The 26,292-nt window shown below is 55.6% G+C and carries 22 protein-coding genes; 11 read left to right on the forward strand and 11 right to left on the reverse strand.

What is annotated here, in order from left to right; genetic code table 11:
* Positions 1–140: 140 nt before the first annotated feature.
* Positions 141–2,438: a molybdopterin-dependent oxidoreductase gene (locus tag Q0824_RS15575; RefSeq protein WP_298452786.1), complete on the forward strand. Its 2,298-nt coding sequence runs from the start codon at positions 141–143 to the stop codon at positions 2,436–2,438.
* Between the two features lie 19 nt (positions 2,439–2,457).
* Entirely contained in the window at positions 2,458–2,913 is a 456-nt protein-coding gene (locus Q0824_RS15580; protein ID WP_298452789.1) for a DUF2489 domain-containing protein, read from the forward strand.
* Positions 2,914–3,208: 295 nt separating this feature from the next.
* Here Q0824_RS15580 and Q0824_RS15585 read toward each other — a convergent pair whose 3' ends face one another.
* The 3 genes from Q0824_RS15585 to Q0824_RS15595 form a co-directional block, all read right to left on the reverse strand.
* Positions 3,209–4,573 (reverse strand): HDOD domain-containing protein, encoded by a 1,365-nt coding sequence (locus Q0824_RS15585; protein WP_298452792.1) that lies wholly within the window; start codon positions 4,571–4,573, stop codon positions 3,209–3,211.
* 103 nt (positions 4,574–4,676) lie between these two features.
* Entirely contained in the window at positions 4,677–6,752 is a 2,076-nt protein-coding gene (gene recG, locus Q0824_RS15590; protein ID WP_298452795.1) for an ATP-dependent DNA helicase RecG, read from the reverse strand.
* 8 nt (positions 6,753–6,760) lie between these two features.
* On the reverse strand, positions 6,761–7,720 hold the full coding sequence (locus Q0824_RS15595) for a hydrogen peroxide-inducible genes activator (RefSeq protein WP_298452798.1): 960 nt from the start codon (positions 7,718–7,720) through the stop codon (positions 6,761–6,763).
* 76 nt (positions 7,721–7,796) lie between these two features.
* Here Q0824_RS15595 and Q0824_RS15600 point away from each other — a divergent pair, with 76 nt between their 5' ends.
* Entirely contained in the window at positions 7,797–8,663 is an 867-nt protein-coding gene (locus tag Q0824_RS15600; protein WP_298452801.1) for an NAD-dependent epimerase/dehydratase family protein, read from the forward strand.
* A 67-nt stretch (positions 8,664–8,730) separates the two neighbouring features.
* On the opposite strand, the gene Q0824_RS15605 is transcribed toward Q0824_RS15600, so the two are convergent.
* The 4 genes from Q0824_RS15605 to gmk form a co-directional block, all read right to left on the reverse strand.
* Complete coding sequence (locus Q0824_RS15605; RefSeq protein WP_298452804.1) at positions 8,731–9,117, reverse strand: RidA family protein; 387 nt, start codon at positions 9,115–9,117, stop codon at positions 8,731–8,733.
* A 90-nt stretch (positions 9,118–9,207) separates the two neighbouring features.
* Complete coding sequence (locus Q0824_RS15610) at positions 9,208–11,349, reverse strand: RelA/SpoT family protein (RefSeq protein ID WP_298453175.1); 2,142 nt, start codon at positions 11,347–11,349, stop codon at positions 9,208–9,210.
* A gap of 146 nt (positions 11,350–11,495) precedes the next feature.
* Positions 11,496–11,708, reverse strand: a complete 213-nt coding sequence (rpoZ, locus tag Q0824_RS15615) for a DNA-directed RNA polymerase subunit omega (protein WP_298452807.1) — start codon at positions 11,706–11,708, stop codon at positions 11,496–11,498.
* Between the two features lie 89 nt (positions 11,709–11,797).
* Positions 11,798–12,442 (reverse strand): guanylate kinase, encoded by a 645-nt coding sequence (gene gmk / locus Q0824_RS15620; RefSeq protein WP_298452809.1) that lies wholly within the window; start codon positions 12,440–12,442, stop codon positions 11,798–11,800.
* Between the two features lie 147 nt (positions 12,443–12,589).
* Between gmk and Q0824_RS15625 the strand changes: the two genes are divergently transcribed.
* Together Q0824_RS15625 and Q0824_RS15630 are read left to right on the forward strand one after the other, a co-directional pair.
* On the forward strand, positions 12,590–13,477 hold the full coding sequence (locus Q0824_RS15625) for a universal stress protein (protein ID WP_298452812.1): 888 nt from the start codon (positions 12,590–12,592) through the stop codon (positions 13,475–13,477).
* A complete protein-coding gene (locus Q0824_RS15630; RefSeq protein WP_298452815.1) occupies positions 13,477–14,292 on the forward strand; it encodes an RluA family pseudouridine synthase in 816 nt (271 codons plus the stop codon). The genes Q0824_RS15625 and Q0824_RS15630 overlap by 1 nt, the downstream gene beginning before the upstream one ends.
* A 6-nt stretch (positions 14,293–14,298) precedes the next feature.
* Here the strand turns inward: Q0824_RS15630 and Q0824_RS15635 are convergent, their stop codons facing one another.
* The gene (locus Q0824_RS15635; RefSeq protein ID WP_298452818.1) at positions 14,299–15,072 is read right to left on the reverse strand and encodes an enoyl-CoA hydratase/isomerase family protein; all 774 of its coding nucleotides are present in this window, start codon (positions 15,070–15,072) and stop codon (positions 14,299–14,301) included.
* Between the two features lie 353 nt (positions 15,073–15,425).
* On the opposite strand from Q0824_RS15635, the gene Q0824_RS15640 reads away from it, so the two are divergent.
* From Q0824_RS15640 to Q0824_RS15660, 5 genes are read left to right on the forward strand one after another with little or no spacing between them, the layout of a single operon-like run.
* Positions 15,426–16,931 (forward strand): NAD(P)/FAD-dependent oxidoreductase, encoded by a 1,506-nt coding sequence (locus Q0824_RS15640; protein WP_298452821.1) that lies wholly within the window; start codon positions 15,426–15,428, stop codon positions 16,929–16,931.
* The gene (locus Q0824_RS15645; protein WP_298452824.1) at positions 16,915–18,531 is read left to right on the forward strand and encodes a GMC family oxidoreductase N-terminal domain-containing protein; all 1,617 of its coding nucleotides are present in this window, start codon (positions 16,915–16,917) and stop codon (positions 18,529–18,531) included. The genes Q0824_RS15640 and Q0824_RS15645 overlap by 17 nt, the downstream gene beginning before the upstream one ends.
* A 33-nt stretch (positions 18,532–18,564) precedes the next feature.
* Positions 18,565–20,100 (forward strand): AMP-binding protein, encoded by a 1,536-nt coding sequence (locus Q0824_RS15650; RefSeq protein ID WP_298452827.1) that lies wholly within the window; start codon positions 18,565–18,567, stop codon positions 20,098–20,100.
* 2 nt (positions 20,101–20,102) lie between these two features.
* A complete protein-coding gene (locus Q0824_RS15655; protein WP_298452830.1) occupies positions 20,103–21,065 on the forward strand; it encodes an alpha/beta hydrolase in 963 nt (320 codons plus the stop codon).
* A 1-nt stretch (position 21,066) separates the two neighbouring features.
* Positions 21,067–22,488 carry a coniferyl aldehyde dehydrogenase gene (locus tag Q0824_RS15660; protein WP_298452833.1) on the forward strand — a complete coding sequence of 474 codons (1,422 nt, stop codon included), beginning with the start codon at positions 21,067–21,069 and terminating at the stop codon, positions 22,486–22,488.
* 11 nt (positions 22,489–22,499) lie between these two features.
* Here the strand turns inward: Q0824_RS15660 and Q0824_RS15665 are convergent, their stop codons facing one another.
* Positions 22,500–23,114 (reverse strand): TetR/AcrR family transcriptional regulator, encoded by a 615-nt coding sequence (locus Q0824_RS15665; RefSeq protein ID WP_298452836.1) that lies wholly within the window; start codon positions 23,112–23,114, stop codon positions 22,500–22,502.
* A 182-nt stretch (positions 23,115–23,296) separates the two neighbouring features.
* A complete protein-coding gene (locus Q0824_RS15670; RefSeq protein WP_298452838.1) occupies positions 23,297–24,517 on the reverse strand; it encodes an oxygenase MpaB family protein in 1,221 nt (406 codons plus the stop codon).
* A gap of 151 nt (positions 24,518–24,668) precedes the next feature.
* On the opposite strand from Q0824_RS15670, the gene Q0824_RS15675 reads away from it, so the two are divergent.
* The gene (locus tag Q0824_RS15675; protein ID WP_298452840.1) at positions 24,669–25,253 is read left to right on the forward strand and encodes a TetR/AcrR family transcriptional regulator; all 585 of its coding nucleotides are present in this window, start codon (positions 24,669–24,671) and stop codon (positions 25,251–25,253) included.
* 42 nt (positions 25,254–25,295) lie between these two features.
* Here Q0824_RS15675 and Q0824_RS15680 read toward each other — a convergent pair whose 3' ends face one another.
* Complete coding sequence (locus Q0824_RS15680; protein WP_298452842.1) at positions 25,296–26,162, reverse strand: YicC/YloC family endoribonuclease; 867 nt, start codon at positions 26,160–26,162, stop codon at positions 25,296–25,298.
* Positions 26,163–26,292: the final 130 nt, after the last annotated feature.

The raw sequence follows: 26,292 nt of genomic DNA on the forward strand, positions 1-26,292 counted from the left end.
GGCCAATGGCCAGTCTCCGGACTGGCCTTTTTTGTGCCCATAACAATGACCCAGAGTTTCCCACCACAGCTAATTTCCTGCTAATCTGGTTGCACAATGAAACCCAACCTGTAACAACAAGAACATCAGGAGAGACCTTCATGCAAAACGGCACTCATTACCGCACCTGTCACTTATGCGAAGCCATGTGCGGCGTTGCCATTGATGTGAAGGAGGGGCGCATTGCGTCAATTCGTGGAGACGACAAGGATCCCCTGAGCCGGGGCCATATTTGCCCCAAGGCGGTGGCCCTACAGGATCTACATGAAGATCCTGAGCGCTTGCGCAAGCCGGTTCGTAAAACCGCCAATGGCTGGCAAGAGATTGAGTGGGATGAAGCCTTCTCAATCGTGGCTGAAAAGCTGCACGGAACCCGCACAACCCACGGCCGCAACAGTATTGGCGTGTACCTTGGCAACCCAAATGCCCACAACCACAGCTCATTAATCGCCACCATGCCGTTTCTACGGGCCATCGGCTCCCAGAATCGTTTTTCTGCCACCTCCAATGACCAGCTTCCCCACATGCTGGCAAGCCTGGAGATGTTCGGCCATCAGGTTCTGTTCCCCATACCGGATATCGACCATACAGATTTGTTTATCTGTATTGGTGGCAACCCGATGGCGTCCAACGGCAGCCTGATGACGGTGCCGGATTTCCGTGGCCGGCTGAAAGCGCTTAAAAAGCGCGGCGGTAAAATGATTGTGGTGGATCCCAGGCGCACAGAAACCGCCAAGCAGGCCGAGGAATTTCATTATATTCGCCCTGGCACCGATGCATTTTTGCTGATGGCCATGGTGAACACGCTGTTTTCAGGAGGGCTGATCCATCCAGGGCCGACAGAGCATCTTATAAAAGACCTGGATCTTTTGCGCCTGGCATCCATGCCCTTTACACCCGAAGCTGTAGCCCAACGCACAGGCATTGCAGCGGCAACCATACGGGATCTTGCTCAACAGCTTGCAGACACGCCAAAAGCCGCACTTTACACCCGCATGGGCACCAGCACCCAAACGTTCGGAAGCATCACAACCTGGCTGGCGTACTGCCTGAACATTCTTACCGGCAAACTGGACACCGTAGGCGGCGTGATGTTTACCCAGCCAGCCATCGATCTGATCGCCCTGGGCGCCATGTCTGGTCAGCGAGGGCACTTTGGCGCTCGCCACAGCCGGGTTAAGGGGTTGCCGGAGTTTGCTGGAGAATATCCGTCCAGCACCATGGCTGATGAAATACTCACACCGGGCGACGGGCAAATCCGTGCCTTCGTGACCGTTGCCGGCAACCCGGTGCTTTCCAGCCCGAACGGGCGCCGACTGGACGATGCCTTTAACGGGCTGGATTTTATGGTATCGGTGGATTACTACATTAACGAAACTACTCGTCATGCCGACATTATTCTGCCGCCCACCGCCGTGCTCGAGCGCAGCCACTACGACATTATTTTCAACCTGCTGGCCGTTCGCAATGTATCGAAATACAGCGAAGCACTGTTTGATGCTGGCCCGGACAGCCGACATGACTGGCAGATTCTGCTGGAGTTGGCGCATAGACTTGAGAAGCTGCGCAAGGGTGGCAAACTGCCGATCCGTTCCGAGTTGGGCTGGCAAGCGTTCAAACGCGCAGGCCCTGACACCATCGTTGATATGCTTCTGCGTACCGGGCCTTATGGCACAGATACAGGGCGCGCCCGTGGGGTACTGGAGCCCGCGACGAAACGGATTCTGGAACTGCTGCCCAAGCAACATCCTTTGCGAGGCCTTGCCGAACTATGTTCTCTCAACCCCCAGTGGCAGAAACTTCCTAAAGGGCTTTCCCTAAAGCGATTAAAGGAGCACCCCAGCGGGATTGATCTCGGCGCTCTGAGGCCCGCGCTGCCCGGCCGGCTGTTCACCCGGGATGGAAAGATTAACCTGGCTCCCCGGCGCTATCTGAAAGACGTAGAACGCCTGCACCAGCAACTCTCTGTTCCGGAATCTCCTGGCGAGCTGCTACTGATTGGGCGGCGCCATATTCGCAGCAACAACTCATGGATGCACAACAGCCACCGTCTGGTGAAAGGCAAAGACCGCTGTACCCTGCTGGTCCACCCGGACGACGCCAACCGTTTGGGGCTTAACGAAGGCGGCAGCGCCGAGGTCCGCGCCGATGACCGTTTGGTGATAATGCCGGTGGAAATTACTGAAGACATCATGCCCGGTGTGGTTTCCATTCCCCATGGTTGGGGTCATAACCGCCACGGAACCCGGCAGTCCACGGCGACGGCCCATGCTGGCACCAGTATCAACGATGTGTTGAGTGATGAATTAACCGACCCGGTGGCGGGTACTTCCGTATTGAATGGTCAGCCAGTAACTGTCAAAGTCTGCCAACCAGAACAGCAACCTGCACTCGCCTGAACCAGACTGGGAGAACAACATGCCTCACTGGCTACAATGGAGCCTGATTATTGCCGGCACGGTCGCCATCCTTGCCCTGCTGGGGTTTATCCGGCGGCAAATGGTCACCCTGTCTGAAGACCGGAGAAGGCAGCGAAAAGCCGAAGCTTTTCAGGCGAAACGGCGCAAGGATATGGTCGATAGCATTCGCGTTATTGCCATGGCCATTGAAGAAAATCAGATCGAATACTCCGAGGCATGCCTTCGCATAAAAGGCTTACTCGACCATGTAGCACCAGAATTGATGAATGCCCCTCCATACCGGGTATTTATGGATGTATATGAACAGCTTCGTCACATGCCTACTCACCAAGCTCGTCAGAATACCGAGACGCGCTTCGTGGAAAAGATGGACAAGGAGCGGTTTGAAGTGGAAAGGCGACACACCGATGAAATACGCCGTGCCGCAACGGCTATCCGGAATCACGGATTCTGACCCACCCCGATTTGTGTCGTTTTGTAACAGAAATGTCTACAAATGATAATTTTATCGATGTGATATCAGAAGCTTGCTCGAATCCCTAAAAATGACGGAGCGCTCAGCTTCTCATTCCCGCCAGTGGGTGCCTTTCCTTTTTGCATATGTTGTCTAAGTTGAAATCAGGGTGATAGGTTTTTAACGGTTGGTATTGAGATTGCGATGATCGCCCTGGGTTATTTCTCCTGTTACGTTCGGACGACGCTGCAATGAGCGGAAACCTTGCCGGCCTTTATGGCCGGCCTTTTTATGTTTACTGATTCATCATACCGGCCATGGCCATGACCTTGTCCCGGCTGGCTACCAGCTCATCAAACTGTTCTTCTACGTGCTCACGATTAAGGCCGAGCTCGTCATAGACCTCTTGCTCAACGGGTGTATATGCACCCATGGCGACGCCCCTTTCGGTAAGCAACTGCCGGCCAAGCCACAGGATTCGGGCATATACATTGTGGGTGCCCTGGTAGGTTTTGCTTTTCTGATACCTTATGGCCTGTGTGACCTCATCTGGCATACCCCAGTTTTCCATAAGCTGTGCTGCGATCTGCTCCCGGGTGATCCCCAAAAGGTAGTGCTCCGATACCGAGGAATCAATATCGGAGTTCACCTCCAAAGAGCGACATACCAGCTTGAAATGGGGGGGGAAAACCTGGGCCAGCAGAAGGTAACCAAAGTTATGTAGCAGGCCTGCCAAATAGGCCAGCCCGAACATGGGGCGCTCTCCCCGCGGCATCATGCTCGCCAGAATACCAGCCGACTGAGCTTGCCAGATAGCTTGCTGCCAGTAGTCCACGTAGCCTTCAGGATGGTCCTGGGGCTGCTTGAGCGCACGCCCCAGCGACAATCCCATCGCCAGGTTCATTACCATGTCGAAGCCAAGAACGCGTGATATGGCATCGTGCACAGAGCGCACTTGCCCGGCCGCGGCATAAAAAGATGATGACGCCCAACTGACCACCTGAGCCGCCAGGCTTGGGTCGCTCTCGACGATATCAACCAAATCCCCCATGACAGCGTTCGGGTTTACCCGCAGGTGGATAATGCGCTGGGCGGTTTCCGGTAAAGGCGGCAGTTCCAGTGTATCTTCAAGGCGCTGCTGAATGCGCAAGCTGGTAAATTTTTTGATGGCGAAGGTCAGCTGATTACGGTCATTGCCGGGATCATCCAGATTCACGGTTATGTTTTCCGATGCCACCGTAAACGACAGACGATCCGCATTTTGGGTCAGCGCACGGAACTCTTCAGCAGGCATCACCATCGCCAGATTTTGATCGCCCAACGCTAAAGCTACCGCGGGCAAATCATCGACCCGGCGATCCACAATGGTGGGCCAGCCCGTAAGTGAAGGCAGAGCCGGCAGTTCTCGCAGGCCGGCACGCTCTTTAACCCGGATCTGCTCGCGAGGTTTCATCAGGCGAAAGTCCCGCCCCATCTGTTTGTTCAATCGCTCCAGATCAATCAAATCGTCTTTGCAGCATATGGCTTGAAGGTTGTCCTGCCCGTCGTGAAGCAACACCATCCGTAACAGCTCGTGCTGATTAGCCTGGCGCATATCTCTCAGTGATACGCCTTTGGCCGAATCGCCCAAAGCCTGTTGAACCGTGACAGGTAGTTCCATCGTTATCTCCTGATTATCGCTGCTTGCCATCCGGCCACCAGAATCTGGCGTTGGTTTTTTAGTATAGATCATGTGTTAGCTGTATAAATTGACATGCTCCGATTCAAACATCCCCGTAACGCATCTTTTCACCCATCCATCGTCGAATCAGAGCCTGCACCAGTTGTGGCTGCCTCATGAGCCCCGGCGCCATCTCCCGTACCGGCTCAATCCAGCCCTTATCTCGCTCAAAGTCTGCCAGCCGGAACTGCATCATGCCAGTCTGGCGGGTACCAAGCACTTCCCCAGGCCCTCGTATTTCCAGGTCCTTTTCGGCAATAACAAAACCATCCTGACTGTCTCGCAAGGCCTGCAGGCGGGCCTTACCATTGGCTGACAGCGGAGGGTGGTACATGAGTACACAGAAGCTGGCCTGCTCACCCCGGCCCACCCTGCCACGGAGCTGATGCAACTGGGCCAGGCCCAGGCGCTCCGGATTTTCAATGATGATAAGTGAGGCGTTGGGCACATCCACGCCCACTTCAATCACCGTCGTAGCAACCAGTAAATCCAGCTCCCCCTGCTTGAAGCGTTCCATCACTTCGGCCTTTTCCGAGGATTTGAGCCGCCCGTGCACCAGCCCGACTTTCAGGCCAGTCAAGCGCTCCGTCAGTTCTTGCGCTGTTACTTCTGCCGCCTGGCACTGCAAGGCTTCCGACTCTTCAATCAGTGTGCACACCCAGTATGCCTGTCGGCCGTCAGCGCAAGCGCTGCGTACGCGCTCAATCACATCGTCCCTACGACTGTCAGGAATGACGATAGTTTCAATGGGCTTTCGGCCCGGGGGTAATTCATCGATCACCGAGGTATCCAGATCGGCGTAGGCACTCATGGCGAGAGTACGAGGAATGGGTGTGGCGGTCATGATCAGTTGGTGGGGCGCCAGGGTTCCGCCTACACCTTTTTCCCGCAGGGCCAGCCGCTGGTGCACGCCAAACCGGTGCTGTTCATCCACAATGACCAACGCCAAGCGGTGAAACAGCACATCATCCTGAAACAACGCATGGGTACCGATGATTACGCTGGCCGCACCCGTATGCACGGCTTCCAGCGCTTCTTTCCTGGCTTTGCCTTTGACCTTGCCAGACAGCCAGGCCAGTTGGATACCGAGGGGCTCCAGCCAGCCTTTAAAGTTCTGATAGTGCTGTTCCGCCAGTATCTCTGTCGGCGCCATAAGTGCCACCTGGGCACCAGCACCAAGGGTTTGTATAGCTGCCAGCGCGGCCACCACGGTTTTACCCGAGCCCACATCCCCCTGCACCAATCGCAGCATGGGCAGCGGTTGGCTGAGATCTTGTCGAATCTCACTCACAACCTGGCGCTGAGCCCCCGTGAGCGCAAACGGCAACTCCTCAAGAAAACGCTCTGCCAGGTCGCCGGTGGGGAGCAAGGACAAGGCTTGCCGGGCCTGAATCTGTTCGCGAACCTGGAGCATACTCAACTGATGAGCCAGCAGCTCCTCCATTACCAGGCGCTGCTGTGCCGGGTGGCGCCCCTCCATCAGAAGATGAACCGGGGCGCTGGCTGGGGGAGAGTGCACCATCTGGACGGCTTCATTAATTCCCGGCAACTGATAGCCCGCCAACAGCTCAGCGGGCAACCAGTCACGTATAGGATGGCGCTGAAGGTACCCCAGAGCCTGCTGACACAAACCTCTTACCCTGGGCTGCTGTATGCCTTCGGTCAGCGGATAAACCGGCGTAAGGGTGGCCTGTTCCCCTGTGGGCATAGGCGGTGGATTGGTTTGGTACTCCGGGTGGTAAAACTCGTATCCGGCGCGGCCCGGGCGCACCTCGCCAAAGCAGCGAACCTGGGTGCCTTCTGAAAGCTGGTTTTTCTGGGCGGCATTGAAGTGGAAAAACCGTAGCACCAGAAACCCGCTGCTGTCTTTCAGGGTAACCTGCAGGCTTCGGCGACGCCCCATCACCAAATCTGATTTCATCACCTCGCCTTCCACAACGGCGACATCGCCTACCCTCAAGCTCCCCATGGGGATTATGCGGGTGCGATCTTCGTATCGATGGGGAAGATGGAATAGCAGATCCTGTAACGATGAGATTCCCAACCGCGCAAGCTTCTCGGCAAGGGCGCTTCCTACGCCCTTGAGCTCCGTAACCGGGATGTCATCCAGTGATGCCATAGCAGGGCTCAGTCTGTTGCTGCAGCAACCGGGGTGTCCTCTGTCGCCTTTTCAATCACCCGGCATTGGCCGGCTGCAAGCGAGAGGACATCAATGGCTTTAGGCCGGGGAAAGGTTACCCGCCAGGCCAGGGCAACCGTTCGGGAAGGCACAGGTGGAGCAAAAGGCCGGGTGACCAGCACATCTTTCTGGTAGCGCATGCCCGTCGCTGCGGAAAGCGGCAGTACGGTAATTCCTAAGCCTGAGGCGACCATGTGGCGTATGGTTTCCAGGGAACTGCCTTCGGTTACCAGTGATGGTGTGCCGGCATCCGCACGGCGAGTGACGGCCTCCACCAATGGTGGACAAGCCTCCAGCACCTGATCCCGAAAACAATGACCAGGGCCAAGAAGGAGTAACTGCTCGTCAGCCAGTTCATCACCTGTGATCTCCTTCTTGGCCGCAAGGGGGTGATCTGCTGGCAGAAGCACTACAAAAGGCTCATCGTAAAGTGGCAATGTCAGCACTTCCGCCTCTTCAAACGGCAGCGCAATGATGATGGCATCCAGTTCGGATTGGCGCAGCTTCTTGCGCAGGTTAGCGGTGTAGTTTTCTTCTATATAAAGCGGCATCTCCGGCGCGGCACGGCGCAATTCAGGCAAGAGGTGCGGAAACAGATAAGGCCCGATGGTGTAAATGGCACCCACTTTGAGCGGCGAACTCAACTGGTTTTTACCATCCTGAGCCATGTCGCGGATAACACCCACCTGATCCAGAACCCGCTGGGCCTGCTCGACAATACGCTGACCAGTTTCCGTTACGCGGATACTGCTTTTGCTTCGCTCAAACAGGGGGATTCCCAACTCCTCCTCCAGCTTTTTGACCGCAACGCTGAGTGTCGGCTGGCTAACGTGGCAGCGCTCGGCTGCGCGGCCAAAATGCCTTTCGCGAGCAAGCGTAACGACGTATCGTAACTCGGTAAGAGTCATGGTGATCTCCGGTCAAAAGGATACGGGTCGAAGTTTCACTAATTTATGAGATAGAGGATAAGGATTGATATTGTCTATGGCAATCGCTGATCGCAATAGTATGCCGGGAATTCTCATAGCCGGTTGTGGCAAGCTTGGGGGCGCCATCGCCAGCATGCTGACTGAGTCGGCGCACGTTTACGGATTACGCCGTAACCCGGCCAAGGTGCCCGAGGGTGTAACAGGTATAGGCGCCGACCTGACCCGTCCGGAAACCTTAGCTGGCAAGCTGCCAGACAACCTCGAAACGGTTATCTACTGCCTGACACCCTCCAGCTATGACGAGCAGGGCTATCGCGATGCCTACGTTAACGGCCTGTCCAACCTGCTGGAAGCAATTGGCGACCAGCCTCTAAAGCGGCTGTTTTTTATCAGCAGCACCAGCGTTTACGCCCAGAACGATGACAGTCTGGTTGATGAAACCAGCCCGGCCTCACCTTCCCGTGTCACGGGCCAGCAAATTCTGGCCGGAGAACAGACAGCACTGAATAGTGGTCATCCCGCTTCTGTTATTCGCTTTAGCGGAATCTACGGACCATCAAGGGGTCGTTTTCTGGAGGAGGTGATCGACGGCCGCATGAACCCGACAAAGCCGGCACCATTCAGCAATCGCATTCATGAAGATGACGCAGCCGCGGCTGTGGTCTTTCTTAACCAGCGAGCGCTATCAGGCAAGTCACTCGATACCTGCTACCTTGCCAGCGATTGCGAGCCTGTGCGGCTGGATGAGGTGGTCGACTGGGTTCGCCAGCAAGTGCCCTGCGCCGAGCCCGTAGCTGACGCCAGAAAGGGCGGCCGGGCCGGCAGCAAGCGCTGCAATAACTCGCGGTTACTGCAAACCGGGTTTACGTTTCGCTACCCGGACTTCCGGGACGGATATCGCGATATGATCGATAAGGGCTAGATCTGCAACGAACAAAGGCGACCCGCAGGCCGCCTTTGTTCTGACTATCCTGGCTGTGTGTGCTGAATCAGCTCAGCACCATTACCGCTTCTACTTCTACAGGAACATCCTTAGGCAACGCTGAAACCTGCACCGCTGCACGTGCCGGGTATGGTTCGGGAAAGTACGTCGCCATAATCTCGTTAACCGTGGCAAAGTTTGCCAGATCGGTCACATAGATATTCACCTTGACGATGTCTTTCAGTTCACCACCCGCCGCTTTACAGACGGCCTGAAGGTTATCGAATACCTGACGGGTTTTCGCTGAAAAATCGCCCCCGACCACTTCCATGGTTTCAGGATCCAGCGGAATCTGACCAGAAATATAGACAGTGTCACCGGCCTTTACAGCCTGGGAATAGGGGCCAATTGCCTTGGGTGCGTTTTCAGTCTGAATTATGGATTTGTTGGTCATACCGTTTACTTTCCTTATCGTCTAAAACACCAATCGTCGCTGTTACATACGTGAACTGTCAATAAGGCAGTTCATTCCATCGCCACCCGATCAGTATTTCACGCGGTTGATCGAAGTAACGGCCTTGATGTTACGAACCCGGCGCATCACCCTGGACAAATGCTTACGTCCCTGGACTTTAACCACAAGGCTGACAACCCCAAAACGGGCGTTCTGCTCAACCACATGGATGCGCTCAATGTTCCCGTCCGCCTTGGCAACAGCACCGGCAATTTCAGCAATAAGACTACGCTGCCGCTCAAGCTCGACGCGAAGCTCTACAGAAAACTCATTGGTAATATCTTTTGCCCAAGACAGGTGGGTCAAGCGTGAGCGACCCTCACCATCTTCAGGCAGTTTTGAGCAGGTGTCCGAATGGATTGTCATACCACTGCCAGAATCCATCGAACCAACAATTGGGTCGCCGGGTATTGGCTTACAGCATGAGGCAAAGTGAACCAGCATGCCCTCGGTTCCCTGAATCGTCACCGGCTCATTGCCGCCGCCTTGAAGATCCTTGACCGTGGCTTCAGACTCCTCTTTACCGACACCACTCACGAGCTGGCGCGCCACCAGGTAGGCCATTCGATTGCCCAGACCAATATCGCTGATCAACTCATCGAAACTGTTTACCTGATTATGGTTCACAACAGCCTGCTTCTGAGCATCGTCGATATCAGAAAAGCGCTTGCCAAACCCATTGAGGGATTTTTTCAGCAGCACGCGCCCCAGCTCCATTGATTCCGCCAGCTTTTGCCCTTTAAGGGTATGGCGTATGCTACTGCGAGCCTTACCGGTCACCACAAAATTGAGCCAGGCGGGGTTCGGGCGGGCCCCGGGCGCGGTGATAACCTCAACGGTTTGGCCGCTTTGTAATGGCTTGCTCAGCGATCCGAGATTACGGTTGATTCGGCAAGCGACCGTAGCATTGCCAATATCTGTATGAATGGCATAGGCGAAATCTACCGGCGTAGCGCCCCTGGGCAGCTCCATGATTTTACCCCTCGGGGTAAACACATAGATTTCGTCCGGGAAGAGATCCACTTTTACGTGTTCGATAAACTCCAGGGAGTCATCGGCACGTTCACGCATCTCCATCAACCCTTTCACCCAGCGATCAACCCGCATCTGGTTCACGCTGGTAACGCTGCTGGGTTCATTTTTGTACATCCAGTGAGCGGCAATACCATCGTTGGCTATGTGCTCCATTTCCTCGGTACGGATCTGGATTTCAATGTTTACGTGCATACCAAAAAGGGTGGTATGCAAAGACTGGTAACCGTTGGCCTTGGGCATGGCAATGTAATCTTTGAATCGGCCAGGCATTGGTTTGTACAAGCTGTGAACGGCACCCAGAATCCGATAGCAGTCGTCTTCAGTGTCGGTAATGATGCGGAAGGCGTATACGTCCATGATTTCGTAAAAGGACTTCTGCTTGAGCTTCATCTTGTTATAGATGCTGTTCAGATGCTTCTCGCGCCCCATGATCCGGCCTGGCAGGCCACGCTCTTCCAGCTTTTCCTGAAGTCGGCCTCGTATGTCTTCAATAATCTCCCGGTGACTGCCGCGCAACTTGTCGACGGCCTTGGATATATAGCGGGAGCGCATTGGATGCAGCGCAGCAAACCCCAGATCTTCGAGCTCTGTGGAAATTGCGTGCATACCAAGGCGGTTAGCTATGGGGGCGTATATATCGAGGGTTTCTGTGGCGATGCGCTGGCGCTTTTCGTAGGGCATGGGGCCGAGAGTGCGCATGTTGTGCAGGCGATCAGCCAGCTTTACCAGAATAACGCGAATATCCCTGGCCATGGCCAGAGTCATTTTCTGGAAGTTCTCGGCTTGGGCTTCTGCGCGGGAACGGAATTCTATTTGGGTCAGTTTACTGACGCCGTCCACCAGTTCCGCTACGTCCTCACCGAATTGCTCGGCAAGCGCATCCTTGGGAATACCGGTATCTTCAATAACATCGTGGAGCATAGCCGCCATCAAACTCTGATGATCAAGCTTCAGATCTGCAAGAATGTGAGCAACGGCGAGGGGATGGGTGATGTAACGGTCACCACTTTTGCGCATCTGGCCCTCATGGGCCTGCTCGGCATAATAGTAGGCCCTTCGCACCTGGTTAATGCGATTGGTATCCAGATAGGTGCTGAGCTCAACCGCCAGACCTTCTACCCTAGCCTCAAGTGACACCGCGCCTCCGTAAAACTCCAGTTTCCCACGATTGCCAGCAGCAGAAACAAAAAGACCCGAATGCATGCATTCGGGTCTTTTTCTATCCTTCCAGCAACGATCTATAGATACACTATAAAACTGCGGAGGCAGATTTCAATGCATTCTTAGTCTTCTTCGATTTCGTTCAGCAAATCGCGGCTGACCAAACCTGCAGCAATTTCGCGCAGGGCGATAACCGTAGGCTTATCGTTTTCTTCCGCAACCATCGGATCAGCGCCTTTGGTGGCTATCTGGCGGGAACGCTTAGTGGCCAGCATGACCAACTGGAAGCGGTTATCAACGTGTTCCAGACAATCTTCAACAGTAACTCGTGCCATAACATCCCCGAAAATAATAAAAATGACTGATTTAGCAGACCGCGTAGTTTACTGCTAGCGGCACAATTTGTATACAGCAAAAGTCCCTATCAGGCGGAGCCGTCACTTTCACCACAGAGTTCCGCAAGCAGTTGCCTGTGCCGTAACTGTTGCGTGGTTACCTGCATACGCTGGCTGCGTACGATCGCCAGCAGGTCCGCCAGCGCTTCCTTGAACTCATCGTTTACAACAATGTAGTCAAACTCGCCTACATGGCGGCACTCTTCCCTGGCCTCAGTCAACCGCCGACTCACGACATCCGGCGCGTCGGTTCCTCTGCCCACGAGGCGTTCCCGAAGGGCTTCCGCCGAAGGCGGCACAATAAAAATACTGACACACTCGGGAATAAGCCGACGCACCTGGGAAGCGCCCTGCCAGTCGATTTCCAGAATCACATCTCGCCCGCTGGCCAGCATCTCTCGGACCCACACCTGAGATGTGCCGTAATAATTACCGAAAACGTCTGCGTGCTCCAGAAAGTCGCTTTTACCGATCATGGCTTCAAACTCGGAGCGGCCAACAAAATGGTAGTTAATGCCATCCTTCTCGCCTTCGCGCATGGGGCGCGTCGTATGAGAGACGGATACTCCCAACTTGTGGTCTGCATGTAGCATCTCTGCTACAAGACTGGTCTTACCGGCACCCGATGGCGCAGAAATAACAAACAGCGTACCCGTTTCACCGGCCTGGCTCATGATTGAACAACTCCTGGACTGGACCTGGCCGCCACTACTGGAGGCCCGCAAAGCGAATAATTATACGACCTTTGACCAAACACCGCATCCCGGATGCCGCCACAACTGGTAACATCAAGGAAACAGCAGCAAACGACGGAAGGCAGCATGGATAAACTTCTGATTGTCATGGATCCGGCCCACAAGCACCAGAAAGCTCTGGCCCGGGGAATCGAACTGGCCCGCGCCACGGGCGCCCAACTGGAAATCGTGGCGTTCACCCATGAACATCTGGGCGCTTTGCCGTCAGACCCTACCGTGCAACAACGTGCCCGCGATGCCCTCATTGAACTTCGTCAGCGCTGGCTGGATCAGATGCTGGCGCTTTCCGACTGCACCGACCTGCAAGTCGCCACGCATACTGTGTGGGAAAAGAATATTCACCAATGGATCATTGAACACGCCCATCCCAACCGCTTCAAGGCCGTCATCAAAACCGGAAGCCGCTCGGAAACATGGTTATACACGCCGACTGACTGGCACCTTATCCGTGAGTGCCCGGTACCGGTGATGCTGGTAGCTGAGCAAAAATGGAACCATGCCCACCCGATTCTGGCCGCGGTAGACCTGAGTTCCACCAAACCGGTCAAAAAAGCACTGAACACCAAGATCATTGAGCAGGCCTTCGTACTGGCAAAGGCCTTTGGATCGGAGGTTCATCTGGTTCATGCGCTGCATATTTCCGAGGTGCTGGCAGACCTGGAGATCATCAATGTAGCTGACCATGAGCAGCGGCGCCGAACAGCTCTGGAACCGACCATTACGCACCTGTGCAACACCTGGCACCTGAGCCGGGACCAGGTTCACCTGGCCGCTGGCCCGGCACACAAGGTGATCCCCAGCGTGGCCAACAAATTGAAAGTCGATATGGTGGTCATCGGCACCAGCGGTAAAACCGGCCTGAAGGCCCGTGTGATTGGAAACACCGCAGAGAAGGTGCTCACTCATCTGAGAACCGACTTACTAGCCATCAAGCCCGGAGATACTGGCCAGTAATGCGTAGAAAATTCGACGTTACAGTAAAGCAGCCCGAAACAGCCAGTGAAGCCCTGAGCGAAGCCTCCGGGCTTCCTCGCCAGCGCATCAAAGACGCCATGAACAAAGGCGCCTGCTGGTGGACTCTAAAAGGCAAGAAAGTGCGGCTGCGGCGCGCAACCAAAGAGCTGCAAGCCGGCACTCAGTTGCAGCTTTATTACGATGAGAATGTTCTGAACCGCAAACCGGAAGCGGCGATCCTGGTAGAGGATAAAAGCCGCTACAGTGTCTGGTTCAAGCCCCACGGCTTGTTAGCTCAAGGCTCGCAATGGGGAGACCATTGCAGCCTCTTGCGCTGGGCGGAGCTTGAACTGAAGCGACCTTGCTTCCTTATTCACCGGCTGGATGGCGATGCTGCCGGGCTAATGCTGATTGCCCACGACTCAAAAGCCGCGGGTGCGCTCTCCCAGTGTTTCTCCGGGCGCACCATGACCAAGCGTTACCTGGCCCGAGTGGCCGGCGTCATCAATACGCAGGACCAACTGATCGACACACCGATTGATGGCAAAGCCGCAATCAGTCATGCGTCCACGCTAAGCACCGATGACGCAGCCGAAACAAGTCTTCTGCAAGTCATCATCGAGACAGGCCGCAAACACCAGATCCGCAAGCATTTGCAGAGCATAGGGCATCCGATTATTGGCGATCGCCTTTACGGCAAACCTGCAGGAGTTCCCTTGCAGCTCCTCGCCGCCAGCCTGGAGTTTGACTGCCCCCTTAGCCGCCAGCGGGTAACTCTGGAATTACCGAGAGAGCTTGCCAGCCTGGCCGAATGAGCCCAATCAGTTACCTTCAAACTCCGGGGCACGACGAGCAACAAATGCCTGAACGCCCCGCATGAAGTCCTTCGACTTGGTGGTGACATTCTGTTCCTCGGCCTCAACCGCTACTGCTGAACCCCAGTCACAGCTGGCCACTTCGCGCAGCAAGCGCTTGGTCCCGGCAACAGCAAGTGGCGCAGCACCCGCCAGAGAACTGGCCCATTCAAACGCTTCTTGCTCCAGGCCTTCAGCAGGCACGGCCCTATTGGCCAAGCCATGAGTTAAACACGTCTCCGCATCAAGCCGCTTTCCTTCGATAATGGCAGCCAGCGCGCGGTGGCGCCCCATGGCATTCAGCAGATGCCAGGTGAGGCCTCCATCGGGCACGAGCGCAATGGCAGCAAACGCCAGATACACACTGGCATCCTCTGCCATCATCACCAGATCGCATGTCAGGGCCAGCGCGGCGCCAATACCGGCTGCCTGGCCATGGACGCGAGCGATATAGAGCTTGTTGCCGTGATGAATAGTTTTCAGAAGCGGCTCGTATTCATCCAGCAGCAGATCCGATATTTGCTTGTAGTCAAAATCCTGTAAGTCCTGCCCTGCAGAAAATCCCTTACCGGCAGCACCAATAATGCAAACCCGAATCGTTGGATCTGCTTCCACCTCAGCCAAGGTAGAGGTCAAGGCTTTGCGCATCGGCGCATTCAGAGCGTTGTAGTGCTCCGGCCGGTTGAGTGTAATCGTCGCAACTTGCCCATCGCGGGACAAAAGAACTGGCGTGTCACTCATTTCATTGTTCCTTCTCTGTTAAATCGATTCTTTTGTTTTCGCGCCGGCCTTCGCCAAAATCACGACTGCTATTTTCGCTACACCTAGACTGCACTTCTGAGCACAAATATTCATCTGCGAAACCTTCCATGAGTAGCCGCTTCATCCTGCATATCAGGCCAAATTGAACACTAACGTTCAAAACAAGTCAACAAAGTCCAAAAAATTTGTTTGTGTTCTGCTTTTATGATTAGCTGTTAACCGCCCATGAATATTTTTGATCACGGGTGTTCACTAAAAGCCGTTTCAGAAAACTGTTCGCGATGGCAGCTGAGTGCAAAGGGCCGGATGTCGACCAGCTAGAGGGAGATATTATGAATAACAAAAGGCAGCCTTCAGTGCTGGTAATTGGGGCAGGCGCCACCGGTATTCTTGCAGGTATCAAACTGCCGGAAGCAGGAATCAACGACGTTATCATTATTGAAAAAGCAGACCGGGTTGGCGGCACATGGCGTGAGAATACCTACCCCGGTGTAGCCTGCGACATCCCCTCGCCTCACTACTGCTACTCATTCGAGCCCTGGCCCTGGTCGAGCCAGTGCGCACAAGGTGGAGAAATTCAGGAGTATCTGGAACACGTTGCGAAAAAATACAACGTACTCCCGATGATTCGCTTTGAAACGACTGCCGTTTCAACCGTTTACGATGAGACCACAGCAATCTGGACAGTAAAGACCGACAAGGGCGATGTGTTCACTGCGGATTTTGTGATTGCAGCAACCGGCATTCTGCACAAACCCAAGCGCCCTGACATTCCCGGGCTGAACAGTTTCAGCGGCGAGACGTGGCACACCGCCGAGTGGCGGCACGATGTGGACTTGAAAGGCAAGCGGGTAGGTGTCATTGGAACAGGCTCTACCTCCCACCAGGTAGTGCCCGAGTTGGTTAAGGCCGGGCACGAAACCTTTGTATTCCAGAGAACGCCGCAGTGGGTATTTCCCTTTCCAAACCTGAATTTCCCGGAATGGATGCGCAACCGCTGGAAGGAAAAACCCGAGCGGATCAAGCCTTGGAAGTCACTGTACAAAACATTTATTGAGCAGTTCTTCGTAAAAGCAACGACAGGGGAGCCCGTACAGCGAACGCTTCTGAACCTGTCCAGCAAAGCCTATCTTCGCTTGGGTGTTCGTAAACGCGATCTGCGCGAAAAGCTCACGCCGGATTACGGCGTTGGTTGTAAGCGCATGGTGGTCAACTTCACGTTCTACCCTGCGATACAGAAAGAAAATGCACACCTGATTACCGACGGCATCAAAGGTATTGAGGCTGAGGGCGTGCGCCTGGTTACAGGAGAGCTGGTTCCCCTCGACGTTATTGTACTGGCAACAGGATTCGACAACTTCGCTTACATGCGTCCGGGCAGCCTGGTAGGGCGCTCTGGTCATACCATTGATGATGCATGGAAAGACGGCACCTACCCCAGCTACCACGCTGTGCTCATGGAAAACTTCCCCAACTACTTCCTTATGCTCGGGCCGGGTACCCCCATCGGCAACAACTCGGTTATCGGCATGGCAGAAGAGCAGCTGGACTACGTGTTGCGGTTGATGGACATCTGGCGTGACGGCTCTGCAGATGAGATCGAACCCACCCCGGAAGCTGTATCGGCGTTCGTCGAGTACATAAAAGCCGGACTTGGTGAATCTGTCTGGACGAGCGGCTGCCAGAGCTGGTACCTGGATGCAGCGGGTGTGCCCGTTGTTTTCCCTTACACCTGGAAAGAGTTTGTCGCTTCCATGGCCGAGATCGACCGGAGCGACCTGACAATGGCTCGCACCGAGCCCTGCCAGCAGGAGGTTCGCGATGCCGTCTCAGTTTGACTATGTGATTGTTGGAGGAGGCTCGGCTGGCTCTGTACTGGCGGCCCGGTTAAGCGAAGACCCCAGCAAGAGCGTGTGCCTGCTGGAGGCGGGCGGCGAAGGAAAAGATCTGCTGGTGCGCATGCCCGCCCTGACCGTGGCGATGATGCCCGGCAAACCGGTAAAGCTGAACAACTGGGCGTTTACGACCGTGCCACAACGCGGGCTCAATGGACGCTGTGGCTATCAGCCACGCGGGCGCACCCTGGGCGGCTCTTCGGCAATCAATGCCATGGTATACACCCGCGGCAACCCCCGCGATTATGATCGCTGGGCCGAACTTGGTGCCGAAGGCTGGGATTGGAAAGGGGTACTGCCCTACTTCCGAAAATCCGAAAGCAATGAACGTGGAGGCAACGATCTCCATGGCGCTGCAGGGCCGCTGCATGTTGCCGATCCGTCCAGCCCTCGCTCCATCACCAAAGACTGGATCGCCGCCGGCCAGGCTTGCCAATTACCGCTTACAGACGATTTCAATGGCGAAACCCAGGCCGGCATCGGCTATTACCAGGTAACCCAGTTCCACGACAGTCGCAGGGGGCAACGTTGCTCAGCAGCGGCGGCCTATCTCCACCCTGTGATGGACACCCGCCCCAACCTGAAAGTGATTACCGGTGCACATGCTACCCGAGTATTGTTCTCCGGAAACAAGGCCACCGGTGTTGAGTATCGCCAAGGCGGTAAAACCCTGTCTGTCGAAGCAGCCAAAGAGGTCATATTGTCTGCTGGCGCGTTTCAATCTCCGCAGCTGCTTATGCTCTCCGGAGTAGGGCCGGCAGCGCACCTGCAACACCACGGCATACCGGTGATACATGATTCGCCTGCCGTGGGCCAAAACCTTCAAGACCATCCCGATGTTGTTTTGTCCTACGGGGTTAACACCACCGATGTATTTGGCGTGGGCGTGTCAGGCACCTTCCGCTTACTGGGCGGGATGCGTGAGTGGTTTTCCAGCGGTAAAGGCTTGCTGTCCACCAACTTCACAGAAGGTGGTGCGTTTTTCTCAGTCGACGGGGTGCATGATGACTGGCCCAACGTGCAGCTGCATTTCGTTATCGCGCGAGTTGAAGATCACGGCCGGAAGATCAAGCCAGGCTACGGAATCTCTTGCCATGCCTGCATTCTGCGGCCTGAAAGCCGAGGCCATGTTGCCCTCGCCTCCACCGATCCCATGGCAGCGCCACTAATCGATCCCGATTTCCTGGGCGACGAGCGAGATGCAGAGCTACTTTTAAAGGCGGTTCGTCGCACCTTGCAGATCATGGAATCTGAGCCGGTTGCGAGCCGAATTACCCAGTCTTTCACCGCTCGTTCTACCGACAGCGACGAAGACCTTATGGAAATGATCCGCAACCACTGCGACACCGTGTACCACCCCATTGGAACCTGCCGCATGGGCAGCGATCAGGATTCTGTTGTCGATACATCGTTGCGGGTACGAGGCGTTGAAGGTCTTCGCGTGATAGACGCTTCCGTAATGCCAACGCTAATCAGCGGCAACACAAACGCACCGACAATCATGATTGCAGAGAAGGCAGCAGCAGAATTCTTCCACGACTGACACGGCCTTACTCACTGGTTAGAGACTACAACAATGACTTTCCAGACATTAGATGAGCTTTACCTTTTCGCCGAAAAAACCGATAGCGGGCGAGTGGCCTTCAGTGACCTCTCCGGGCGAGCCTTGAGCAGCCCGGACTTTGTGCGCGACCTTCGGCAAATCGCCGGCGGGCTAACCAAGCTTGGGCTCGACCCCGGCAAGGGCGTGGCCGTACTGGGACTTAACAGCATCGAAACCCTGCAGATCATCCTGGCCACTCCCTTGGCGAACCTGGTTCCAGTCCCACTCAATTTACGGTGGGCTGCAGCGGAAATCGCCTTTGCGCTGGATGATGCAGACGTGTCAGTGGTCGCTCTGGACGATCCATTCCTGCCCCTGGCGACAGAACTCGCCAAAAACAGGCCGGAGTTGATCTTCGTGCATATCGGTCAGGGCGAAACGCCTGCGGGTATGCAGTCGGTTACTGATCTGCGCGCCGAGCCTGTTGAACTGAACCGCGAGCGAGACCCTGAAACCCCGGCTATTATTCTGTATACCGGCGGCACCACCGGCCGATCTAAAGGGGTGGTTCATTCCCACTCCAGCTTGGTCGCCGGCGCCATGGTCATGGCTGTGGCGGGCTTCCCTACTGCTGAGAAGACTTACAGCTCTTGCTTCCCGTTTTTCCACGTTGCCGGAATCCAGCCCACGCTGACCCGCTTGATTCAAAGCTCAACCCAACTGTTGATGCCTATGTTCAGGCCGGATTTTGTAGCTGCAGCAGTGCGTGACCACGGCGTACAAGAATTGGGGCTGGCGCCCACCATGATGCAGATGCTGATCACAGACCCGGAGTTCAGCTGCAAAAACTTTTCCGGTCTGGAACGGCTGATGTATGGCTCCTCGCCAATCTCCGCCGGGCTCCTCGCTGGCCTCAAAGGAACCTTCCCTGGCGTGACCTACACCCAGGCCTATGGCATGACAGAGGCCGGGATAACCATATTTCTGGGGCCCCAGTTCCATAGCGGTGAGCATGAGCGTATCGACGGTGCAGGCCAACCCGGAGCGCCCGGCGTACAGATCCGCATCGAGGATGATAATGGTGCCGCCCTGCCCCAAGGCCAGGTTGGTGAAATTGTGGTTTATGGGCCGACAGTGATGTCCGGATACCGCAACCGCCCCTCGGAGACCGACGCCGCACTGCGTAACGGCGGCTACCGAACGGGTGACCTCGGCATGCTTGATGACATGGGCGTTCTCTATGTGCGCGACCGGCTAAAAGACATGATCATTACCGGCGGCGAGAACGTCTATTCCTCGGAGGTTGAAAGCGCCATATCAACACTGCCTGGAGTCGCCATGGTCGCAGTGATTGGCTTACCGGACGAGAAATGGGGTGAAAGAGTTCATGCCGTAATCGTCCCTAAAGAAAGTCACGCCCCCACGTTGGACGAGGTGAATGGCTATCTGAAAGACCGGATTGCCGGCTACAAACACCCTCGAAGCCTGTCGCTGGTGAATGAGCTGCCACTCTCACCCATGAACAAGGTGCTAAAGCACAAGCTCCGCGCCCAACTTACCGGAGATTGATCATGGCGAACGGTATTTCAAAGCGCCAACGGTTCTGGACGCTGTTCCAGCACCTGTTCGAAAAGCCCTTGATTGGCGCGGTTCCATCACAAAAGCTATTACGCCGTGTGGCGAGTTTGCACGCTTGGCTGTGTTATCCCCGCCCCATGGATGTTCGCCTGCAAAAGGGCGAAGTGGGTGGGGTTCTGGGGCACTGGTGTGACCTTGGCACCCCCGCCGTCACGCCTGGCTCCAAAAGAGTGGTGTTATGGCTTCATGGCGGCGCCTTTACTGTAGGCGGCGTAGGCTCCCACGGGGCTTGGGCAGCCGGCGTTGCCGCAGCCAGTGGCGCCCGTGCGTTTCTGGCAGACTATCGGCTGGCGCCGGAACATCCATTCCCCGCAGCCCCTGACGATGCCGAAGCGGTTTATCGCGGCCTGCTTGCCGAAGGCTACCAGCCTTCCAATATCGCCGTTGCCGGGGACAGCGCCGGAGGCGCACTCGCGTTTGCCCTGCTGGCCCGTATTCGCGCCGCCGGGCTGCCCGACCCAGCCTCCATGGTGGCTGTCTCTCCCTGGTTTGACCTGTCGCTTTCAGGAGAATCTGTGCGCACCAACAAGCGCAGCGAAGCCATGGTGCCGGAAAGCTGGTTAAGGCGAACAGCACAACTCTATGCCGACGGCCAGCCGCTTGATAACCCTGCGGTATCACCCCTGTTTGTAGAATGGGACCGCCCGCCCCCACCCACCATGCTGCTCACCGGCGAAGACGAACTCCTGCGTGATGATACCGAACGTATGGCGAACGCGCTTTCAGCTGCCGGCGGTCAGGTAGAGGTATTGCGGCAGGCCGGCGCGGGTCACATCTGGCCCGTCCGTATGCATCTGACGCCTGAAGCCAGCTTCGCCAACAACCAGATGGCCGCCTTCCTGAGGCGTGCATTCTGGCCCGACACTTTCCAGCTTCATCTCGCTGAGGAGCGCTGATATGACTTCGAATCCTCCCCAATCTGATCAACTGCTAGCCATTTTTTCAGCCGCTCGTGCCGCGCACTTAACCGACCCAATGCCTTCTGCGGCATTGCGTAAAGAGCGCCTATCCCGACTTGAAACTGCATTGCTCAAGTACGAGCCGGAGTTGGTCGCCGCGATGAATGCGGACTTCCGGCACCGTTCGGAGGCTGATTCAAGCATCTTCGACATCACTGTTCCGCTTGGCGACATTCGGCGCAATCGCCGCTCCGTCAAACGTTGGATGAAACCGCGTAAGGTCGGAGTGCCACTGCATCTGAAGCCTGCGCGCGGTCGTATCATTCCCCAGCCCAAAGGGGTGGTGGGCGTCATATCGCCCTGGAACTTCCCCGTTTATCTGGCGATTGCTCCCATAGCTGCGGCACTTGCTGCGGGCAATCGCGTCATGCTGAAGCCATCAGAATTAACGCCCAAAACATCCGAAGTGATGGCCCGGATGATTGCCGACACGTTTGAACCAACAGAGGTCTCTGTGTGCATCGGCGGCGTTGAACTATCTCAGGAATTTTCCAACGTGCCATTTGATCACCTGTTTTTCACCGGTTCGACTCGGGTAGGAAGGGAAGTGGCAATCGCAGCTGCGCGAAATCTCACCCCCGTTACGCTCGAACTGGGTGGGAAATCTCCGGCCATCATTGGTGAACACGCCAGCATCGATTATTCAGCACGCAGAATTGCATTCGGAAAAGTAGCCAATGCCGGGCAAATCTGTGTTGCTCCGGATTATGTATTGCTACCACGGAATCAGCTGGAAGCCTTTGCGACGGCAATGGAAGCGGCGGTACACAACTTTTTCCCGGAGGGACCGCAAAGCCCGGACTACACAGGGATCGTTAACGACAACCACCTTAGCCGCCTGCACGAGTTGGTAGCTGATGCCAAAGCCGCAGGTGCTGAAGTGCGGGAGCTTTTACCCAAAAACACCGAGCATGCCAAAGGTAAAATGAACCCAACGCTGGTGTTGAACCCGCCCAAAGACAGCCGAATAATGCGTGAGGAGATATTCAGGCCTGTAATGCCGCTGATCACCTACGACTCTCCCGAGGAAGCCCGGGGATTTGTAAACTCTCGCCCGTCGCCACTCGCGCTGTATGTATTCTCAGACGGTCGCCAAGAGCGGGACTTCTGGCTCAATGGCACCCTGTCTGGCGGGGCCTGCGTGAACGAAACTGCGTTTCATGTCGTTGCAGACACCATGCCGTTTGGCGGCGTTGGTGAGAGCGGTATGGGGTCCTATCACGGTAAAGCCGGATTTGATCAGCTGAGCCATCTCAAATCGGTACTGATACAGCCCAAGCTTAACGGCGCATTCGCCTTTAATCCGCCAGCCGGCGGTTTTAACAAGTTTGTAGGAAAGGTACTGCGGAAGATCGTATGATCTGATTGCTTTCAGACGGCCTCTGAGGAGGCCGTCAAAATCTCAAGCGCTTCACGGGCATCATTCTTGGCATCCTGTTGAGGCACACCACACGCAGCCAATACCATCAGGCTTAACGCCTCCGTTGACTCCCTCCAGCTTTTTTGCCCCTCAACAACCAGTGTCATGAACCCGTATGTGGACCCTGCAAGCAACTGCAGATAGTACACAGCCTGGTCTTTCGCCAACGGCAACTGCCCTTCCTCAACCGCGCGGCGCAGAACCTCGTACGGCAGGTTGCTCCAGATGTCGCGCAGACGCCCGATATACGGAGCAAACCGAATCAGAAAACGCCCGTGCTCTGGCAGCTCGTGCGCGTACCTCAGGAAAAGCCCAAGCAGCACACTCAAAGCGACCCTGGGGTTCTCAACGGTGCTGATTAACTCCCGGGCTTCATCCTCAAACCGGCGACAGACTTGCTCCGTCACCATGGGGAACAGATTCGTTACATCATCAAAGTTGTTATAGATGGTGCCACGGGCGATTTTAGCGGTTCGCGACAGGTCACTTACCGATATGCTCTGCTCACCTGTATCGGCAAAATGTCGAAGGGCAGTATCCAGAATATGTCGCTGTACGCCGGTCATTGAACATTAGCCATGAGAGTGAATTGCGCCCCCTGATCAGATTTTTCGGAGACCTGATCGGCAACCGGGAAAGTGATGTGCGAAGGGATAATTTGAGGCTCTATTATCCGGCATTCGGCCGGGTAACTGCAAGCTTCCTCAACGGTTGGCGGCCGCCCCAAAGGCAGGTGGGGCGATACTCGTCACCCAAATTGCACACCGCTCGTAATCTCAGGCTGGTCTTCTCCGAACAGCGTCTGCAATTGCTGCCGCTGCGCTTTTCGGCCCTGACGCATCAATCGGGCGCGTCCTCCCGGCAATATTCTATGGCCTGTCGTCCAGGCGGCATTCAGTGGCGCAAATACGGCGGGATACCAAGGCAATGTCCGCTTCGGAAGGCCTAGCGCTTCCATTCCTTTTCCGCCCACAAACAACCGCGTCATGCTCAGATGAACCTGGCGCTCCCAACGCCCACGAATTTTGCCAAAATTGGGGTAACGTCTGCCGAGGGGTTCGTCCATCAAGGCCCGACCAAGCTTGCGGCTGTTTTCGTCAGCCGAGGCCTGGCTAATGACGTTTTGGTACAGCGCAATTCTGCCTTCCTGCTCTGATTCACACAGCAGAGATTCGTCAACACCCATAAGCCAGCCGATATAGCGCCAAAGGTGCATGATGTCTTCTGAATCCTGGCGACTGATAAGAGTGCCCAGGAGCTTTTGGCCAAACAGGAAGGACACAGAAAACGCCAGATAGGTGGCTTGCATATCAAGCTGGTTGACCGGCAACCCCCATTCGGACGTATCCCAGTCTGGACTATCAAGAAGTTGCTGCCGAACCATTGCATGGATCAAGCGAACCCGAAGTGTCGTTTTAAAGCCTTCGGCATCACGATTAAGACCGCCGGAGGAAATGCAGTCGAGCCACCATTTTGTGGTCTCTGCAACCCTGCGCGTAGCCCCTCGCTCCAGGGCGCCAGTCATGATCAGTGTCTGATTGATGCCTCTTGCCTGGTATCCGGCCATCAGGCCAAGATCACGCAAGACACGCATGCCGGTTTGCCCTGAAATGGCACTGGCCCGCGAGCCTCGCTCGAGCCGCTCCCAGTCCACCCAGGCGGGGGGCTGCTTGATAGCATCGAAAAACGCGCGCAGCGGCGGAGCCATATCCATCTGATCGTAGTTCCCAGAATCCAGGATTTTCTTGAACTGACTGAACGCTTTGCCACCACCTTCGCCACGAACCCATTTTGCCAAGTCGTCTGCAACAGGATCACCTACCATCAAGGCCTCACCCATGCGCTGCCATTGCTGTTCGTCGGGAACTGCCGCCTTGCGGTCACGGATCAGCCATAGCAACGGCTTGGCAATTCTCTCAGCTTCGGCCCTGTCCGTGCCGTGTCGTGATGGCACTGTCTGAAGATCCATAAATCAGCTTCCCCTGTCATCAATTGTTTTTGGTACGCCTCAGTACCAGACTACCAGCACGCAGCGCCTTTTGGTACTATTGAGTACCAAAGTTAATAATACCTCGCTAAATAGTCCCGAGTGGCGAGGCACCCGAGCTGGACATAACAGAATGAAGGTTGAAAACAGTTACCGTGTTCGGCTGCTGGACGGCCTTGCGCAAGCGCTTGAAAGCAAACGCTATCGCGCGATTACCCTGGCGGATATCGCCGCAGCTGCACGGGTGTCGCGACGTACGTTCTATGAGCATTTCCAAAGCAAAGACGATTGCCTGCTGGCGCTTGCCGATTACACAAGCAAAGGCATGATGGTGGCCGTTCTTGACGTCAGTTCATCCACCAAAACCTGGCCGGAGTTGGTACGCGATATAACTCAGGCTTACCTGTCCTTTATCGAGTCCAAACCCCACTTGATGCGGGCGCTGTATATCGATCTCGCGGCGCTGGGAGAATCAGGGGTGGAAATGCGGCGAAAGGTAGCAGAGCAGTTCGCCGTTTTTCTGCAGAAACAAGTTGAACAGCAGCGTGCCCAAGACAACACACTGCAGTCGCTGAGCCTGCAAATGAGCATGGCGTTGGTGGCGGGAATAAATGAGCTCATTCTCTATGAACTCACTGAAAAGGATAACGGCTCACTGATGGCGCTTGCACCCACTGCTGAGGAATTAATTCACCGGGTAGCAGCAGGGCAAAAATAAGGGGGGGGGGGGCAACTGCACAACGCCGCCTCCCTGTGGACATCACTCAACATTCTGCACCTGCTCACGTACCTGCTCTATCAACACCTTCAAATCCACTGCTGCACGGGTCACGCCAGCATCAATACTCTTGCTGCTTAGAGTATTAGCTTCCCGGTTCAGCTCCTGCATTAGAAAATCGAGCCGTCGACCGATGGCTTCCTCACGCTTGAGAGTGTCTGTAACCTCACTAATATGCGCGTCCAGTCGGTCCAGCTCTTCTGCAACGTCACTCTTCTGCGCCAGCATGACCATTTCCTGAGCAACACGCTCAGGATCCAGCTCCACTTTCGCCTTCTGAAAACGTTCACGGAGATGCTCTTCCTGCGCCTTGAGCAACCCCGGCATGCCTTCGCGAACGGTCGCAACCAAGGCTCTCATTTGTGTCAGGCGGTCTTCAAATAGCGGGCGCAAGCGCTCGCCTTCACGCGCTCGAACAACAGCAAGCTCTTCAACCGTGTCTTTAAAGAGCTTCAGCGCAGCTTCCTTAACCGGGCTGTAGTCCTGCTCCGGCACCGACAAAACGCCAGGCCAACGCAGAATATCCAGAGCATTGATGTGGGCGGGGTTGTCCAACATACGGTTAACATGATTTGCAGCCTCGTTGACCGCCTTCGCTATGTCTTCATTGATCTCAAACCCCGGCACGCCAGCCTCAGCCGACTGCAGACGAATCGACACATCCACCTTGCCTCGCTTTAACTGCTTTCGCAGCTCTTCCCGAAATGGGTTTTCAAGCTCGCGCAGGGCTTCGGGCAACCGGAACGACGGTTCAAGATACCGGTGATTAACGGTACGAATCTCACAGGTCAGCGTTCCCTGGCCATCCTGAACATCCTTCCGGGCAAATGCTGTCATACTTCTGATCATGTTAGCTCCGGTTTGGTCAGTAATCGTGATCATTCACTATAGAACCCGAGTCTATCAGCCAGCAGCCACCCCGGCACCCAGATCCAACGTGATATACTTGCCGGCTACCAAAATCGAACCCGCCCGGGGA

This window comes from uncultured Marinobacter sp., assembly GCF_947488835.1.
GTDB lineage: Bacteria > Pseudomonadota > Gammaproteobacteria > Pseudomonadales > Oleiphilaceae > Marinobacter.

What these genes read in the sequence shown, in the direction of transcription:
- Q0824_RS15605 (WP_298452804.1), bottom strand. Translation starts at nt 9,117, where the DNA reads ATGACCAACAAATCCATAATTCAGACTGAAAACGCACCCAAGGCAATT.
- Q0824_RS15670 (WP_298452838.1), bottom strand. Translation starts at nt 24,517, where the DNA reads ATGGATCTTCAGACAGTGCCATCACGACACGGCACGGACAGGGCCGAA.
- Q0824_RS15680 (WP_298452842.1), bottom strand. Translation starts at nt 26,162, where the DNA reads ATGATCAGAAGTATGACAGCATTTGCCCGGAAGGATGTTCAGGATGGC.
- gmk (WP_298452809.1), bottom strand. Translation starts at nt 12,442, where the DNA reads ATGAGCCAGGCCGGTGAAACGGGTACGCTGTTTGTTATTTCTGCGCCA.
- Q0824_RS15655 (WP_298452830.1), top strand. Translation starts at nt 20,103, where the DNA reads ATGGCGAACGGTATTTCAAAGCGCCAACGGTTCTGGACGCTGTTCCAG.
- Q0824_RS15675 (WP_298452840.1), top strand. Translation starts at nt 24,669, where the DNA reads ATGAAGGTTGAAAACAGTTACCGTGTTCGGCTGCTGGACGGCCTTGCG.
- rpoZ (WP_298452807.1), bottom strand. Translation starts at nt 11,708, where the DNA reads ATGGCACGAGTTACTGTTGAAGATTGTCTGGAACACGTTGATAACCGC.
- Q0824_RS15600 (WP_298452801.1), top strand. Translation starts at nt 7,797, where the DNA reads ATGGCAATCGCTGATCGCAATAGTATGCCGGGAATTCTCATAGCCGGT.
- Q0824_RS15585 (WP_298452792.1), bottom strand. Translation starts at nt 4,573, where the DNA reads ATGGAACTACCTGTCACGGTTCAACAGGCTTTGGGCGATTCGGCCAAA.
- Q0824_RS15580 (WP_298452789.1), top strand. Translation starts at nt 2,458, where the DNA reads ATGCCTCACTGGCTACAATGGAGCCTGATTATTGCCGGCACGGTCGCC.
- Q0824_RS15630 (WP_298452815.1), top strand. Translation starts at nt 13,477, where the DNA reads ATGCGTAGAAAATTCGACGTTACAGTAAAGCAGCCCGAAACAGCCAGT.
- Q0824_RS15625 (WP_298452812.1), top strand. Translation starts at nt 12,590, where the DNA reads ATGGATAAACTTCTGATTGTCATGGATCCGGCCCACAAGCACCAGAAA.
- Q0824_RS15650 (WP_298452827.1), top strand. Translation starts at nt 18,565, where the DNA reads ATGACTTTCCAGACATTAGATGAGCTTTACCTTTTCGCCGAAAAAACC.
- Q0824_RS15660 (WP_298452833.1), top strand. Translation starts at nt 21,067, where the DNA reads ATGACTTCGAATCCTCCCCAATCTGATCAACTGCTAGCCATTTTTTCA.
- Q0824_RS15595 (WP_298452798.1), bottom strand. Translation starts at nt 7,720, where the DNA reads ATGACTCTTACCGAGTTACGATACGTCGTTACGCTTGCTCGCGAAAGG.
- recG (WP_298452795.1), bottom strand. Translation starts at nt 6,752, where the DNA reads ATGGCATCACTGGATGACATCCCGGTTACGGAGCTCAAGGGCGTAGGA.
- Q0824_RS15665 (WP_298452836.1), bottom strand. Translation starts at nt 23,114, where the DNA reads ATGACCGGCGTACAGCGACATATTCTGGATACTGCCCTTCGACATTTT.
- Q0824_RS15635 (WP_298452818.1), bottom strand. Translation starts at nt 15,072, where the DNA reads ATGAGTGACACGCCAGTTCTTTTGTCCCGCGATGGGCAAGTTGCGACG.
- Q0824_RS15645 (WP_298452824.1), top strand. Translation starts at nt 16,915, where the DNA reads ATGCCGTCTCAGTTTGACTATGTGATTGTTGGAGGAGGCTCGGCTGGC.
- Q0824_RS15575 (WP_298452786.1), top strand. Translation starts at nt 141, where the DNA reads ATGCAAAACGGCACTCATTACCGCACCTGTCACTTATGCGAAGCCATG.
- Q0824_RS15640 (WP_298452821.1), top strand. Translation starts at nt 15,426, where the DNA reads ATGAATAACAAAAGGCAGCCTTCAGTGCTGGTAATTGGGGCAGGCGCC.